Consider the following 13,392-nt stretch of genomic DNA (forward strand, 5'->3'; position numbering starts at 1 on the left):
CCGCGGCCGCGAATAAGGCGGGCCGAGCGAAGGGCCAGAGCGGGCGAGAAGGCCAGGGCGAGCGAGAAGGCCACAGCGAGCGAGAAGGCCAGGGCGAGCGAGAGGGCTAGGGTCGGGCGCCGATCCGAGCGACCGCCGCCGCCCCGAGCATGGCCCCGGCTCGGAGGGCCGCCTCGGGGGAGTGGCCGTCCCGCCACGCCGCCAGCAGACCGGCGGCAAAAGCGTCGCCCGCCCCGGTGGGGTCCAGCATGGGGACGCGGTCGGGGGTCGCCGAGTGCAGACCGCCGTCCTGCGCGGCCCAGGTCGCCCCGTCGCCGCCCTGTTTGACGACCACATTGCGTACGTGGGCTGTGAGGTTTTTTGCCTGCTCGGCGGCGGAGCCCGGACCGGCCAGCACGTCGGCCTCGTCGGCGTTGCACAGCAGCAGGTCACACCCATGAACCCAGGTCAGGAAGGCCTCGGCCCCGACCGAGCGCAACGGGGCCGCCGAGGCCGCGTCGACGCTGGTCGTCAGGCCACGCTCGGCGGCTGCGGCCAGCGCCGCGAGACCGGCCGCGCGGGAGCCGTCGTGCAGCAGCGGATAGCCGGAGAGATGCAGGTGCGTGGCGTCGGGGGTGTCGAGGACGGCCGCCCGTACGTCGTCCGGTGCCAGCAGCAGCGACGCGCCGCGGTCGGTGATCATCGTGCGTTCCTCGGGCCCGGCCAGCACCACGATGCTGCCGGTGACCGCCCCGGGGCAGGTCCGCACCGCGCAGCGCACGCCGGTCCCGGCCAGCTCGGCCACCCGCTCGCGGCCCGCCGGGTCGTCGCCCACGGCGGCGACCAGCGTGACCGGCCGTCCCGCGTGCGCGAGCCAGGCCGCCGTGTTCGCGGCCTGGCCACCGCCGCCCACGGTGATCGCGGCGGCGGTGTCCGAGCCCGGTTGGATCGGGCCGCCGTGGGCCACCAGGACGTCGGTGACCAGGTCACCCACGACGATGATCACGCAGAGACGCTGAAGCCGAGCGGGGCCGTCGCCGACGTGGCGGTGGCGACCGCGATCTTGGCGGCGAGCTCGGCGTTACGCAGGATGATCCGCACGTTCACCTCGAGGCTCTGCCCGTCGGTGCTCTCGTGGAAGTGGCTGAGCAGGAACGGCGTGACCGCCTTGCCGGTGATCCCGCCCCGGGCGAGCAGCGACAGCCCCTCGGAAAGCGTGCGGTCGTGCAGATCGGGATCGAGCTGCTGGTCGACGGGCAGCGGGTTGGCCAGGATCAGCGCCCCGGCGCCCACGTTCTGGTCGGCCCGGGCGCGGATCACGTCGGCCACCTGCTCGGGCGAGTCGAGCTCCCAGTCGACGTCGAAGCCGCCGTCGGTGATGAAGAAGCCCGGGAAGCGCTTGGTGCGATAGCCGGCGACGGCCACGCCGAGGGTCTCCAGCCGCTCCAGCGTCGCGCCCACGTCCAGGATCGACTTCACGCCGGCGCAGACCACGACGATCGGCGTGTGGGCCAGCGTGGTGAGGTCGGCCGACTCGTCGAAAGTGAGGTTCGCCTCGCGGTGCACGCCGCCCAGGCCGCCCGTCGCGAACACGCCGATGCCCGCGGCGGCCGCGACGGCACTGGTCGCGGCGACCGTGGTGGCGCCGTCCGCGCGCCGGGCGGCGGCCACGGCGAGGTCGCGGACCGAGAGCTTCGCCACTCCCTCGGCCAGGGCCAGGTGCTCGATCTGGGCGTCGTCCAGACCCACGACGAGCTCGCCGCCGATCATGCCGATCGTGGCGGGCACGGCACCCTGATCCCGTACGGTCTGCTCGATCTCGTGCGCCACCCGCAGGTTGTCCGGGTGCGGAAGCCCGTGCGAGATGATCGTGCTCTCCAGCGCGACCACCGGCCGGCCGTCCCGGCGGGCACGGGTCACGTGCTCGCCGTATCGAATTGCGAAGTCAGTCACGACAGCTACCGTACGGTGCCGCGAAGCCCGCGGACGCCACCCGGCCAAAGCCGAACACCAGGTCATTGGACCGGTCCGGTCCGAGGTGTCACACTTGCGGGTTGGAGCTTTCGTTAGGCCGCCGAGGGCCGGGGGGACCGGCGGTTCGACCCGAGATTGTGAACGAAGGGCAGATGTCGTGAGCACGGAGATCCTGGAGCGTCCAGAGACCAAGGATGCCGATACCGGGCCGGAAATGTTCCACTACGTGCGCAAGGAGAAGATCGCCGAGAGCGCGGTCATGGGCACGTACGTTGTGGCGCTGTGCGGTGAGAAGTTTCCGGTGACCAAGTCGCCGAAGCCGGGCTCCCCGGTGTGCCCGCAGTGCAAGGAGATCTACGAATCGATGCAGCACTGACCAGTGCTGACGGACTGCTCGTCGCGGATCTGATCGGCGTCGCGGTCTTCGCTGCCTCGGGCGCCTCGGCCGGCGTCGCGAAGCGGCTGGACCTGTTCGGCGTCGCCTTCGTCGGGTTCATCGCGGCGCTCGGCGGCGGCATCCTGCGCGATCTCGTGATCGGGGCGGTGCCGCCGCTGGCCTTCGCCGACTGGCGCTATTCGATGACGGCGATCGCCGCGTCGCTTGCCGTCTTCTGGCTGCACCCCGGGCTGGCGCGCTGGCGCCGGCCCGTTTTGCTGCTCGACGCGGCGGGGCTCGGGCTCTTCACCGTCACCGGCACGCTCAAGGCGCTCGACGCGGGCGTGCCGGCCGTCGGCGCCTGCCTGATCGGCATGCTCACCGCGATCGGCGGCGGCCTCGCGCGCGACCTGCTGACCGGCGAGATTCCGGTGGTCCTCCAGCGTGACATCTATGCCGTTGCGGCCCTGGGCGGCGCGATTCTTGTCACGATCCTGCGCAGCGCCGACGTCGCCGACGCGCTCACGATGGCCGTGTCGGCCCTGCTCATCACGGGTGTGCGGCTGACCGCGCTGTATCGCCGCTGGTCGGCTCCGGTGGCTGCGCCGTAACCCGCGGGCGGCCGCCTTCGCGGCTATGCTGGTTGCCGCCTCCGGTCCAGTGCCGGGGGTGTTTTCTTTCAGGGAAGGATCGTCGCAGCTTGAGCCCGCCACTGCCGGATCTGGAAACCTTCCCGCCGCTTCGTGACTGGCAGCGCAAGGCTCTCGTGGGCTATCTGCGCCGCCGCGGCGACGACTACATGGCGGTGGCGACCCCCGGCGCGGGTAAGACCACCTTCGCCCTGCGGATCGCCGCCGAGCTGCTCGCCGACCGTACGGTCGAAGCCGTCACCGTGGTCTGCCCGACCGAGCATCTGAAGGTGCAGTGGGCCTCCGCCGCGGCCCGGGTCGGCATCCAGCTCGACCACGAGTTCCGCAACTCCGACGTCCACTCGTCGCGCGACTTCCACGGCGCTGTGCTCACCTACGCGCAGGTCGGCATGGCCCCGGCCGTGCACCGCCGCCGCACGATGACCCGCCCGACCCTGGTGATCCTCGACGAGATCCACCACGCCGGTGACTCGCGGAGCTGGGGTGACGGTGTCAAAAACGCCTTCGAGCCCGCCGTACGCCGGCTGATGCTCACCGGTACGCCGTTCCGCTCGGACGAGAACCCGATCCCCTTCGTCTCCTACGAGCGGGGCGAGGACGGGCTGCAGCGTTCCCGGGCCGACTCCGTCTACGGCTATTCCGACGCGCTGAAGGACGGCGTCGTGCGGCCGGTGCTCTTCATGGCCTACTCCGGCGAGACCCGGTGGCGCACGAACGCCGGGGACGAGCTCGCCGCCCGCCTCGGCGAGCCGATGACCAAGGATCTGATCGCGCAGGCCTGGCGGACGGCGCTCGACCACCGCGGCGACTGGATGCCCCAGGTCTTGCGGGCCGCCAACGCCCGGCTGACCAAGCTGCGCGAGCACGGCATGACCGACGCGGGCGGCCTGATCATCGCCAGCGACCAGCAGACCGCGCGCGCCTACGCCAAGCTGATCGGCGAGATCAGCGGCGAGCAGGCCACGGTCGTGCTCTCCGACGACGAGGGCGCGTCGAAGCGGATCGCCATCTTCGCCGCCTCGCAAGAGCGCTGGATGGTCGCGGTGCGGATGGTGTCGGAGGGGGTCGACATCCCGCGGCTGGCGGTCGGCGTCTATGCCACCAGCGCCTCGACCCCGCTCTATTTCGCCCAGGCGATCGGCCGCTTCGTGCGGGCGCGGCGCAAGGGCGAGACCGCGACCGTCTTCCTGCCCAGCGTGCCGCACCTGCTCGGGCTGGCCAGCGAGATGGAGGCGCAGCGCGACCACGTGCTGGGCCTGCCCAAGCAGAAGGACGGCCTGGACGACGACCTGCTCGAGCGCGCGCAACGCGAGGAGAAGGCGGAGGGCGACCTCGAGAAGCAGTTCGAGGCCCTGGGCGCCACGGCCGAGCTGGACCAGGTGATCTATGACGGCACCTCTTTCGGCATGGGCGCGATGACGGGCACGGCCGAGGAGGAGGAATATCTCGGCCTGCCCGGGCTGCTCACCGCCGACCAGGTGTCGGTGCTGCTGAACAAGCGGCAGGCCGACCAGATGGCGGCCCAGAAGAAGCGCAAGGCGGCCGAGCCCCCGGCGCCGGCCCAGCGGGAGGCGCCCGTGCCGATGACGGCGGGGGAGCGCCGCAACAGCCTGCGCCGCCAGCTGAACACGCTGGTGGCGGCGCATCACCACCGCACTAATCTGCCGCACGGCAAGATCCACGCGGAGCTGCGCCGGCTCTGCGGGGGGCCGCCGAGCGCGCAGGCCACCATCGAACAGCTCGAGGAGCGCATTGCGACGATCCAGACCCTGTGACGCCCGTACGAGCGGACGTCGTCACGCGAGAAGTCATGTGAAGGAGTCTTGACGTTAAGTCCACTTGACGTCAAGAGGACTTCACACAATGATGGATGCATGACGACGACAATTCTCGACCGGGTCGTGCACTGGAATCTCGATCTCAGCGGTGATCTCTACGGCGACGAGCGCGAGCGTTACCGGTGGTATGAGGGCATCTCGGCCGCGGCGTCGATGCAGTGGATGGTCGTGCCGTGGGTTGCCGCGATCATGGTGTGGCCGCTGGGCCGTTCGTCGGTCATCCCGCTCGCGGTCGTGCTCGTCGCCATGTTCGTGCCGATCGCGATCTGCGGGTGGTATGTGCGCAGTCGCCGGGTCGACACCGTCCCGCGCTCGTGGGGCCCGAAGCGGGTCGTGCTGAGCCTGATCGGCGGCCTGCCCTACGCGGTGTTCCTCGTCGGGGCGCTGCGGGCCTACGACCCCGACGGCTATACGTGGATCGGCGCGGCCGCCGGCGGCGTCATCGGCGGCGTGGGCGGGCTCGTCGGCCAGGTCGTGCAGAGCCGGCGGCGCCGGCAGCTCGAGGCGGCCTCCGCCGCGGACGACGACTGATGGCGCCTCCCGCGGGGCCGGTGCGAGCGCCCGAGGCCGGCGGGGCCGCCGGGGTGCGCATCAGGGCGGCTCGCAAGGAGGCCGGGCTGACCCAGCAGGGCCTGTCGAGCGCCGTGCAGGTCAGCCGCCAGACGATCATCGCGATGGAGACGGGCGACTACGCGCCCTCGGTCTATCTGGCACTGAAGGTCGCCAAGGCCCTCAGTACAACCGTGGAGCACCTGTGGGACACCGGCGCTGAGGGGAGCGGGGCCGGCTGACTCAATCGCCCCAGCCGTCGACTGAGCCGCGGAACGGGCCGACGCTGTGGGCGCTGAGGCGGGTTGCTGGGTGCGGGCCGGTAGCGGTGCGGGACAGGCCGCTGGGTGTTGGCGCGGGCCGGCGGCGATGCCGAGCGGGCCGTTGGGAGCGGTAGCGGCGCAGGGCGGGCCAGGGCGGCGTATGGCGGGCCAAGGGCGGCGCGGGCCAGGGCGGCGCGGGCCAGGGCGGCGGCGTATGGCGGGCAAGGGCGGCGCGGGGCAGGCCCGGGGGCGGCGCGAGGCAGGCCAGGGCGGCGCGGGGCGCAGGGCGAGCCAGGGCGGCGCGCGCAGGGCGAGCAAGGTGGCGCAGGGCGGGCCGGGGGCAGCGGCCGTGGGCCAGGGCGGCGGGCGTGGCCAGAGGCCAGAGGCCAGAGGCCAGAGGCCAGGGGCGGGCGCGGGCGAGGCTGTGCGGCGAGCCGCGGGTGACGGCCGGCGCGGCGGCTGGATGGGGGTGGGCGCTGGGGTAGCGACGTAAAGGGGTGGGGACGTGAAAAGGGGCGCCCCACACCGTGGGCGCCCCTTCATCAAGTCTTGCTCGGGGGGTTGGGGACTCTTCAGTTGGAGTTAGACATCATGTCCGCGCCGCGCCAGGTGAACTCCGGGTCCGCCGTGAACTGCACTGCGATCTTCACCAGGTCCTCGGCGTACCGGTTGGCGTGGTGTCCGCAGAACACCAGCTCACTTCCACCAGCCAGGGTCAAACGGAGCTTTCCGGCTGCATTGCAGCGGTCGCACCGTTCATCGGCTGCGGTGCCGGCCAAGCTTCCCGCCGGCGGCGTGAGAGTCGGGGTCATCGCCTTCCTCCTCTGTTCGAACCGATGAACACGTTCCTCGGCTACTGCTCACATCGTGCAACACCCTGCACCGTTGCGGCCTTCCCACAGTGCCCCGGGGGGACCGAGGTCACACCGTGTTGGGCTAAGTGTGCCGTGATCCAAGGGTGCCACGTCAACGATCACTTCTGCACAACGGTCTGATCACCACCCGATGTTGTACGGGTGGTGACCATTCGGGCACGCTTTGTTGACCGAATGCCCCTAGTCCAGGTAGTCGCGGAGAACCTGGGAGCGGGACGGGTGTCGCAATTTCGACATCGTCTTGGACTCGATCTGCCGGATGCGCTCACGGGTGACCCCGTAGACCTGGCCGATCTCGTCCAGCGTGCGCGGCTGGCCGTCGGTCAGGCCGAACCGCAGCCGCACCACGCCCGCCTCGCGCTCGGAGAGCGTCTGGAGAACCTGCTGCAGCTGATCCTGGAGGAGCGAGAACGACACCGCGTCGACCGCGACGACCGCCTCGGAGTCCTCGATGAAGTCGCCGAGCTGGCTGTCGCCCTCGTCGCCGATCGTCTGGTCGAGCGAGATCGGCTCCCGGGCGTACTGCTGGATCTCGAGGACCTTCTCCGGGGTGATGTCCATTTCCTTGGCCAGCTCCTCCGGCGTGGGCTCGCGGCCCAGATCCTGGAGCAGCTCGCGCTGGATGCGACCGAGCTTGTTGATGACCTCGACCATGTGCACCGGGATGCGGATGGTGCGGGCCTGGTCGGCCATGGCGCGGGTGATGGCCTGCCGGATCCACCAGGTGGCGTACGTGGAGAACTTGTAGCCCTTGGTGTAGTCGAACTTCTCGACCGCGCGGATCAGACCCAGGTTGCCCTCCTGGATCAGGTCGAGGAAGGCCATGCCGCGGCCGGTGTAGCGCTTGGCCAGCGACACGACCAGGCGGAGGTTGGCCTCGAGCAGGTGGTTCTTGGCCCGCTCGCCGTCCCGCCCGATCCAGCGCAGGTCGCGCTCCATGTTGCGCTCGAGCTTCTCCTCGCCCTCGTCGCAGGCGCGCAGGCGCTCGGCGGCGTAGAGGCCGGCCTCGATCCGCTTGGCCAGTTCGACCTCCTGCTCGGCGTTGAGCAGGGGGACCTTGCCGATCTGCTTGAGGTAGGCGCGGACCGAGTCGGCCGAGGCGGTGAGCTCGGCGTCGCGACGCGCCTGCTTGAGCGCCTCGGACTCCTCGTCGTCCCACTCGAAGTCGCCGTCGGTGGCCGAGCTGGCGGCGTCGGTCGCGGCCGCCGCGACCATGGCCGGCGGCTCCTCGACGACGACGTCCTCGATCTCGGCGGCGAGCTCCTCGGGATCGATCTCGCCCTCGGCGGGACCCTCCTCGCCCGGCTTGGCGGCCTTGGCCGGACCGGCGGCCGCCTTCTTGGCCGGGGCGGCCTTGGTGGCGGCCTTCTTGGCCGGAGCCTTCTTGGCGGGGCCGGCCGCTTCGTCGCCGGCCTGCTTGGGAGCGGGGGCCGCCTTGCGGGCGGGGACGGCGGCCTTGGCGGTGGTGGCCTTGGAGGCCGGGGTGGCGGCCCGGGCGGCCGCGACCTTGCGGCGGGTCCCCGTGGTGCCGTCCACGGCCACGGTGATACCCGCGTCCATGAGACCGCGGAGGATCTTCTTGGCCTGAGCCGGATTCACCTGGGCGGACTCGAGCGTGCGCGCGACCTCGGCCGACGTGAGCTGCCCACCAGCGCCCTGGGCATGGGTGATGAGGGCCTCGGTGAGAGAGCGAACGTCGGCACCGTTCTGGTGGGCTTCTGTCACGAAAGACCTTCCGGAGGCGAGGTTGTGCAACGGCCATGAGCCCAGCGCAGCGCACGGCGAGGAGGCTGGCCGGTGTTGGTGTGAGGACCCCCGGGACACGGACGATCGGTGCTCGGTGTCCGTGAAGCGGTGGGCAGGGGTGAATTGTAGCGCCGTCGAGCGAGATCCTCCCGTCGCAGCACGCCGCAGGGGGCCGCCGACCTCGCCGGAGACGCCAGGCGCGAGAATGGTATCGGCGGAAAGGGCAGAGACGTGAGCGAGTTTTCGGCCGATGCGGGCCTTGGCGGAGCGGCTACCAACGCCGGGAAAAATCCCGGTAACGATTTTGACGCGGAACCCGGCGCGCTGCTGGAACTGGCCGTCGGGGTGGCTCGGGACGCCGCCGCGACCGCCCGGCGGATGCGGGCCGAGGCGATCGGCGACGTCGAGACCAAGAGCACCGCGACCGACGTGGTGACGGCCGCCGACAAGGCCGTCGAGCGGCAGGTGATCGAGGCGCTGCGCGCGGCCCGCCCGGGCGACGGGGTGCTGGGCGAGGAGTACGGCAGCACCGAGGAGGCCGCGACGGGGCCCGTCCGCTGGATCCTCGACCCGATCGACGGCACGGTGAACTACCTGTACGGGCTTCCGCAGTACGCGGTCTCGCTGGCGGCCGAGGTCGGCGGCACGGTGGTCGCCGGTGTGGTCGTGAACGCGGCCACCGGCGACGAGTGGACGGCCACGCTGGGCGGCGGGGCCTGGCGGGGCGGGCGGCGGCTGCACTGCTCGGCGCCCGCCGGGCTCGGCCAGGCGCTGGTCGGCACGGGCTTCAGCTACGACGCCCGGCGGCGCGAGCACCAGGGCCGGGTCGTGGCCGGCTTGATCACCCGGGTGCGTGACATCCGCCGGTTCGGCGCGGCGGCTCTGGATCTCTGCGCGGTCGCCGAGGGCATGCTCGACGGCTATTACGAGAAGGGCCTCAACCCCTGGGACTGGGCCGCCGGGGGCCTGATCGCCACCGAGGCCGGCGCGGTCGTCTCCGGCCTGAACGGCGCCGCGCCCGGCCTCGACCTGCTCGTGGCGGCCGCCCCGGCCGTCTTCAACGACCTGCACGACGTCCTGGCCAACCTCGACGCGTCGGGCGGCCCGTAAACCAGGGAAAGGCGCCAGGAGGCCCGTGAGCGCCGCGCGGGCCCCGAGCCTTTCACCCGTACGGGCTAGGAGTCTTTGTCCTTCTCGACGGGCTTGAGGCAGGCGCCCGGCGGCAGCGTGGGCTCGCCCACCTCGACCAGCGACTGGTTGACCTCGGTGGTGGTGGCCAGCTGGCGGAACTCGTTGCCGACCACGATGTCGATGACCTGGCCCTTGCGCTTGGCGCTGTACGACATCTTGGACTGGGCCAGGAAGTACGCCCGGAGCAGCTGGGCCTTGCCCACGGCGTCGGGACCGTAGCGGATCTCGGCGACGCCCTTGTACTTCGTCTTGCTCTCGGCCGGCTTCTGGGTGGTGAAGCGCCGGTTTTTGAACTCGTTGGTGACGCTGTCGGCCAGTCCGGCCTGGTCGGTACCGTTGTAGACCTTGACCGAGACCTCGGCCGGGTCGTCGGGCAGCCGGAGGTCGACCATCGGCGCGCCGGCCGGGCAGTCGTCGCCCGCGTTGGTGCCGCCCTGCGTGTCCCGCACCAGCGCCACGACGACGAACACCACCGCGGCTACGGCGAGCACGCCGACGACGATCAGCGCTCGTACGCGCGCAAAGCTCATGGGGTTGGCTCCAGGGCGGTTCTGATGGGGCACAGGCGGGGTGTTGTGGCCACCGGGCAACGGGCGGACCTGTCGAGAGGTTAGCGTCTGTGCGCCAGGCATGCGGAAACAGGGAATACTTCCGGCGCGTTGACGATGATCCAGAGGCTGATACCCCTACTTTGATGTCGCCTCGGTCACATCGGGAACAATGGGCCGCCCGGGCGCGTACAACAGTGCCGCGACAGCGGTAAGGTTCCGCGCTCACCGGGGGAGTTTCACGTGTTAGGGGCAGTGTCAGAAATCGTCCGGCGGAACCGGGAACCGAAACAGGGTCACGGGCGTTACTAACGCCAAGTGACACATCGATACAGGAGAGTGAAGACCGATGGCCACCGACTACGACGCTCCGCGTCGCGATGAGGTCGACCTCGGCGAGGACAGCCTCGAGGAGCTCAAGGCCCGCCGCGCCGACTCGCAGTCGGGTTCAGTGGACGTCGACGAGGTCGAGGTGGCGGAGAGCTTCGAGCTGCCCGGCGCCGACCTGGCCGACGAGGAGCTCACCGTCAAGGTGCTGCCGATGCAGACCGACGAGTTCCGCTGTTCTCGCTGTTTCCTCGTTCACCACCGCAGCCAGCTGGCCGCGGAGCGGAACGGGGAGCTGATCTGCCGCGAGTGTGCCTGACCGGGCACCTCGCAGCAGCGCACCACAACCCGGCCGCGGCACGCGGTCGGGCGTCAGGCCGTTGCCGGGTTTGACCCGGGGTCGACACCGGGCATCACCATGAAGAGATGAGCCCGGGGGCCACAACGGGAGGACGACGATGAGCGGACCGGACCACACCGCCGAGACGGGCGCACCGCCTGCCCTGGAGCAGACACCTGCCAAGAACCAGGAGCTGGCCGCGGTCGATGCCGAGCTCGGAGAGACGGTTGCGGCGCTCACCGCCGACGACCTGGAACCGGCCGGCCGCCGGCAACTTCTCGGCCGGCTCGTCGCGGACATCCGGCGCCGTGGGCTGGGCCAGATGTTCAAGCCCAAGGCCGCGGTGCGCTGGATGGCCGACGTGGTGGCCGACGTGGCCCCGCACGTCCCCGTCCGCGACCTGGAGACCCTGCGCCGGCATTTCCCCGGCCTGACCGACGACGACCTGGCCGACCGGCTGATCCGCAACGCCGCGCGATCGACGGCCGGGGTGGGCGCCGCCGGGGGTGGGGTCGCCTCCGTGCAGTGGGTCGCGCCGCCGACCCTGCTGTCCGCGCCGATCCTGCTCGGCGCCGAGACGGTCGCCGTGGTGGCGATCGAGCTCAAGCTGATCGGCGAGCTGCACGAGATCTACGGGCAGCCGGTCGAGGGCACCCTCGGCCAGCGGGCCGCGGGCCTGGTGCAGGCCTGGACGCAGCAGCGCGGGGTCAACCCGCTGGTGCCCGGCGTCGGCGTGGCCTCGGTGCTCGGCACGGCCGCCCGCCGCGAGCTGCAGACGACGCTGCTCAAGCGCTTCGGGCGCAATCTGACCACCCTGGGGCCGATGCTGACCGGCGCCGCCGTGGCGGGCTATCTGAACCGCCGGGCCACCCGCAACCTCGGCGAGCACGTGCAGAAGGACCTGCGCAAGACCCAGCGCAAGGGGCTCGGCGGGACGCACCGCAAGGAGATCGAGGGCTAGCCGCGCGCCTTGAGCAGGGCGGTCGCCAGCTCGACGGGGTGCCGGGTGCTGACGATCCAGTACGGCGTGGGGTCGTCGGGGTCGTCGAGCAGCACCTGCACGGCCGGGCCGATCCACGGGCGCTGGATGACGAACGCGAGCGGGTGGGCGCCCACGCCGAGCGCCTCGCGCTTGCCCTCGGAGTCGAGCGCGACCACGTCCTTGACGAACTCGACGGGCAGCCGGGCGTCGTCGACCTGGAACTCGCCGCCGGTCACGGCGACCCGGATCCGGCTGGTCCAGATCATGCCGGCCACCGTGAGCGGGATCAGCACGGCGAACGGCACCCAGCCGGGCAGGCCGTGGAAGCCGAGCAGGATCTCGAACGCGAGGATCGCCACGACGAGCAGCGAGACCGGCCAGATCCACCACGTAAGTGTCAACCGCTCGGAATAGGCGGGGGTCGCGGTGGTGCGCGCGGGGGACTCCGGTGTCACCCTGGAAGGGTACGGCGCGCCTCCGCGACCGGGCACGGCAGGATGGCAGGGTGAGTGCCGCCCGCAGCCGCGCCAGTGAGGACTGATCTTGACCGATGTAGTGATCCCGATCCGCCTGCTCGACCCCGACCTGCCGCTCCCGGCGTACGCGCACCCCGGTGACGCGGGCGCCGACCTGGTCGCCGCCGAGGACGCCGAGCTGGCGCCGGGGCAGCGGGTCAAGGTGCGTACGGGCATCGCGGTGGCCATCCCGCAGGGGTACGTCGGCCTCGTGCACCCGCGTTCCGGGCTGGCCGCGCGCCTGGGTGTGACGGTGCTCAACGCGCCCGGTACGGTCGACGCCGGTTATCGCGGCGAGATTCTGGTGATTCTCGTGAACCACGACCCGGTGAACACCGTCAAGATCGCTCGGGGCGACCGCATCGCCCAGCTGGTCGTCCAGCGGGTCGAGCGGGCCTCGTTCCACGTGGTCGACGAGCTCGGCGACACCGCTCGTGGCGCCGGTGGGCACGGGTCCACCGGCGGGCACAGCGCGCTGCCCACGCAGCAGCAGGTTTAGGACGGAAGGTGCCAACGATGTTCTCCCGTAAGCGCGGCGGCCCGAAGCACGTACGTGCGACCGACGCGCCGCCCTCCGAGGCGCTCCAGCAGAGCATGACGGCGAGCGACGAGCCGCCGCCGCCCGACCACGGGCCGTGGGATTCGTCCTACGCCCCCGACGACGTGCAACGACTCGACCTGGGCAGCCTGCTGATCCCGGCCGTCGACGGCGTCGAGGTGCGGGTGCAGGCCAACCCCGACGGCGTGGTCGAGCAGATCGTCCTGGTCGACGGCGAGAGCGCGCTGCAGCTGGGCGTGTTCGCGGCGCCGCGCACCGAGGGCATCTGGGACGAGGTCCGCGAGGAGATCGCCCAGGCCATGAAGGGTGACGGCGTGTCGCCGCGCGAGGTCGACGGGGCGTACGGCATCGAGCTGGCGGCCCGGGTGAACACCCCCGAGGGCCCGGCCGACGTGCGGTTCGTGGGGGTCGACGGGCCGCGCTGGATGGTCCGCGCGCTCTTCCAGGGCGCCGCCGCGGCCGACCGCGCGCGTGAGGGCCGGCTCGGCGAGGTGCTGACCGGCCTGGTGGTCGTGCGCGACAACGAGGCCCGCCCGGTCCGTGAGGCGCTGCCGCTGCGGCTGCCCAAGGAGATGACCGAGCAGGCGCAGCAGGAGCAGCAGGAGCAGGCCACCGGCACCAACGGCAGTTCGCCCGTCTAGCGCCTCGTGACAGAGGTCACCGGGGGCGTACCGTGTAGG

The 13,392-nt window shown here is 71.5% G+C and carries 16 protein-coding genes; 10 read left to right on the forward strand and 6 right to left on the reverse strand.

The window, feature by feature from the left end:
• Positions 1–106: 106 nt before the first annotated feature.
• Entirely contained in the window at positions 107–985 is an 879-nt protein-coding gene (locus JKJ07_RS05230; protein WP_307834123.1) for a carbohydrate kinase family protein, read from the reverse strand.
• Positions 982–1,932 (reverse strand): pseudouridine-5'-phosphate glycosidase, encoded by a 951-nt coding sequence (locus JKJ07_RS05235; protein WP_202990105.1) that lies wholly within the window; start codon positions 1,930–1,932, stop codon positions 982–984. The genes JKJ07_RS05230 and JKJ07_RS05235 overlap by 4 nt, the downstream gene beginning before the upstream one ends.
• A 178-nt stretch (positions 1,933–2,110) precedes the next feature.
• On the opposite strand from JKJ07_RS05235, the gene JKJ07_RS05240 reads away from it, so the two are divergent.
• The 5 genes from JKJ07_RS05240 to JKJ07_RS05260 all read left to right on the forward strand — a co-directional run bounded on the left by JKJ07_RS05240 (position 2,111) and on the right by JKJ07_RS05260 (position 5,608).
• On the forward strand, positions 2,111–2,329 hold the full coding sequence (locus tag JKJ07_RS05240; RefSeq protein ID WP_202990106.1) for a DUF3039 domain-containing protein: 219 nt from the start codon (positions 2,111–2,113) through the stop codon (positions 2,327–2,329).
• Positions 2,326–2,940 (forward strand): trimeric intracellular cation channel family protein, encoded by a 615-nt coding sequence (locus JKJ07_RS05245; RefSeq protein WP_202990763.1) that lies wholly within the window; start codon positions 2,326–2,328, stop codon positions 2,938–2,940. The genes JKJ07_RS05240 and JKJ07_RS05245 overlap by 4 nt, the downstream gene beginning before the upstream one ends.
• Before the next feature lie 89 nt (positions 2,941–3,029).
• Positions 3,030–4,754, forward strand: a complete 1,725-nt coding sequence (locus tag JKJ07_RS05250) for a DEAD/DEAH box helicase (protein WP_202990107.1) — start codon at positions 3,030–3,032, stop codon at positions 4,752–4,754.
• Positions 4,755–4,853: 99 nt separating this feature from the next.
• Positions 4,854–5,348 (forward strand): hypothetical protein, encoded by a 495-nt coding sequence (locus JKJ07_RS05255; protein WP_202990108.1) that lies wholly within the window; start codon positions 4,854–4,856, stop codon positions 5,346–5,348.
• Entirely contained in the window at positions 5,348–5,608 is a 261-nt protein-coding gene (locus JKJ07_RS05260) for a helix-turn-helix transcriptional regulator (protein ID WP_202990109.1), read from the forward strand. Before JKJ07_RS05255 ends, JKJ07_RS05260 begins: the two co-directional genes overlap by 1 nt.
• 593 nt (positions 5,609–6,201) lie before the next feature.
• Here JKJ07_RS05260 and JKJ07_RS05265 read toward each other — a convergent pair.
• Complete coding sequence (locus tag JKJ07_RS05265; protein ID WP_202990110.1) at positions 6,202–6,441, reverse strand: DUF7455 domain-containing protein; 240 nt, start codon at positions 6,439–6,441, stop codon at positions 6,202–6,204.
• A 243-nt stretch (positions 6,442–6,684) separates the two neighbouring features.
• Positions 6,685–8,229, reverse strand: coding sequence for an RNA polymerase sigma factor (locus JKJ07_RS05270; RefSeq protein ID WP_202990111.1), 1,545 nt, complete (start codon positions 8,227–8,229; stop codon positions 6,685–6,687).
• Positions 8,230–8,574: 345 nt separating this feature from the next.
• Here JKJ07_RS05270 and JKJ07_RS05275 point away from each other — a divergent pair, with 345 nt between their 5' ends.
• Positions 8,575–9,360, forward strand: coding sequence for an inositol monophosphatase family protein (locus tag JKJ07_RS05275; RefSeq protein ID WP_236028512.1), 786 nt, complete (start codon positions 8,575–8,577; stop codon positions 9,358–9,360).
• A gap of 65 nt (positions 9,361–9,425) precedes the next feature.
• Here the strand turns inward: JKJ07_RS05275 and JKJ07_RS05280 are convergent, their stop codons facing one another.
• Positions 9,426–9,971: a LytR C-terminal domain-containing protein gene (locus JKJ07_RS05280; protein WP_202990113.1), complete on the reverse strand. Its 546-nt coding sequence runs from the start codon at positions 9,969–9,971 to the stop codon at positions 9,426–9,428.
• A 367-nt stretch (positions 9,972–10,338) separates the two neighbouring features.
• On the opposite strand from JKJ07_RS05280, the gene JKJ07_RS05285 reads away from it, so the two are divergent.
• Together JKJ07_RS05285 and JKJ07_RS05290 are read left to right on the forward strand one after the other, a co-directional pair.
• The gene (locus JKJ07_RS05285) at positions 10,339–10,635 is read left to right on the forward strand and encodes a DUF4193 domain-containing protein (protein ID WP_133874975.1); all 297 of its coding nucleotides are present in this window, start codon (positions 10,339–10,341) and stop codon (positions 10,633–10,635) included.
• A gap of 139 nt (positions 10,636–10,774) precedes the next feature.
• Positions 10,775–11,617, forward strand: coding sequence for a hypothetical protein (locus tag JKJ07_RS05290; RefSeq protein ID WP_236028429.1), 843 nt, complete (start codon positions 10,775–10,777; stop codon positions 11,615–11,617).
• Here JKJ07_RS05290 and JKJ07_RS05295 read toward each other — a convergent pair.
• The gene (locus tag JKJ07_RS05295) at positions 11,614–12,093 is read right to left on the reverse strand and encodes a DUF3093 domain-containing protein (RefSeq protein WP_202990114.1); all 480 of its coding nucleotides are present in this window, start codon (positions 12,091–12,093) and stop codon (positions 11,614–11,616) included. The two genes, JKJ07_RS05290 and JKJ07_RS05295, sit on opposite strands and share 4 nt — an antisense overlap.
• Positions 12,094–12,181: 88 nt before the next feature.
• On the opposite strand from JKJ07_RS05295, the gene dut reads away from it, so the two are divergent.
• Together dut and JKJ07_RS05305 are read left to right on the forward strand one after the other, a co-directional pair.
• Positions 12,182–12,652, forward strand: a complete 471-nt coding sequence (gene dut / locus JKJ07_RS05300) for a dUTP diphosphatase (RefSeq protein ID WP_202990115.1) — start codon at positions 12,182–12,184, stop codon at positions 12,650–12,652.
• Positions 12,653–12,669: 17 nt separating this feature from the next.
• Positions 12,670–13,353 (forward strand): DUF3710 domain-containing protein, encoded by a 684-nt coding sequence (locus tag JKJ07_RS05305; RefSeq protein ID WP_202990116.1) that lies wholly within the window; start codon positions 12,670–12,672, stop codon positions 13,351–13,353.
• Positions 13,354–13,392 lie beyond the last annotated feature (39 nt).

It is taken from the genome of Paractinoplanes lichenicola, assembly GCF_016785085.1.
GTDB lineage: Bacteria > Actinomycetota > Actinomycetes > Mycobacteriales > Micromonosporaceae > Actinoplanes > Actinoplanes lichenicola.

What these genes read in the sequence shown, in the direction of transcription:
- JKJ07_RS05305 (WP_202990116.1), top strand. Translation starts at nt 12,670, where the DNA reads ATGTTCTCCCGTAAGCGCGGCGGCCCGAAGCACGTACGTGCGACCGAC.
- JKJ07_RS05265 (WP_202990110.1), bottom strand. Translation starts at nt 6,441, where the DNA reads ATGACCCCGACTCTCACGCCGCCGGCGGGAAGCTTGGCCGGCACCGCA.
- JKJ07_RS05280 (WP_202990113.1), bottom strand. Translation starts at nt 9,971, where the DNA reads ATGAGCTTTGCGCGCGTACGAGCGCTGATCGTCGTCGGCGTGCTCGCC.
- JKJ07_RS05260 (WP_202990109.1), top strand. Translation starts at nt 5,348, where the DNA reads ATGGCGCCTCCCGCGGGGCCGGTGCGAGCGCCCGAGGCCGGCGGGGCC.
- JKJ07_RS05285 (WP_133874975.1), top strand. Translation starts at nt 10,339, where the DNA reads ATGGCCACCGACTACGACGCTCCGCGTCGCGATGAGGTCGACCTCGGC.
- JKJ07_RS05290 (WP_236028429.1), top strand. Translation starts at nt 10,775, where the DNA reads ATGAGCGGACCGGACCACACCGCCGAGACGGGCGCACCGCCTGCCCTG.
- JKJ07_RS05255 (WP_202990108.1), top strand. Translation starts at nt 4,854, where the DNA reads ATGACGACGACAATTCTCGACCGGGTCGTGCACTGGAATCTCGATCTC.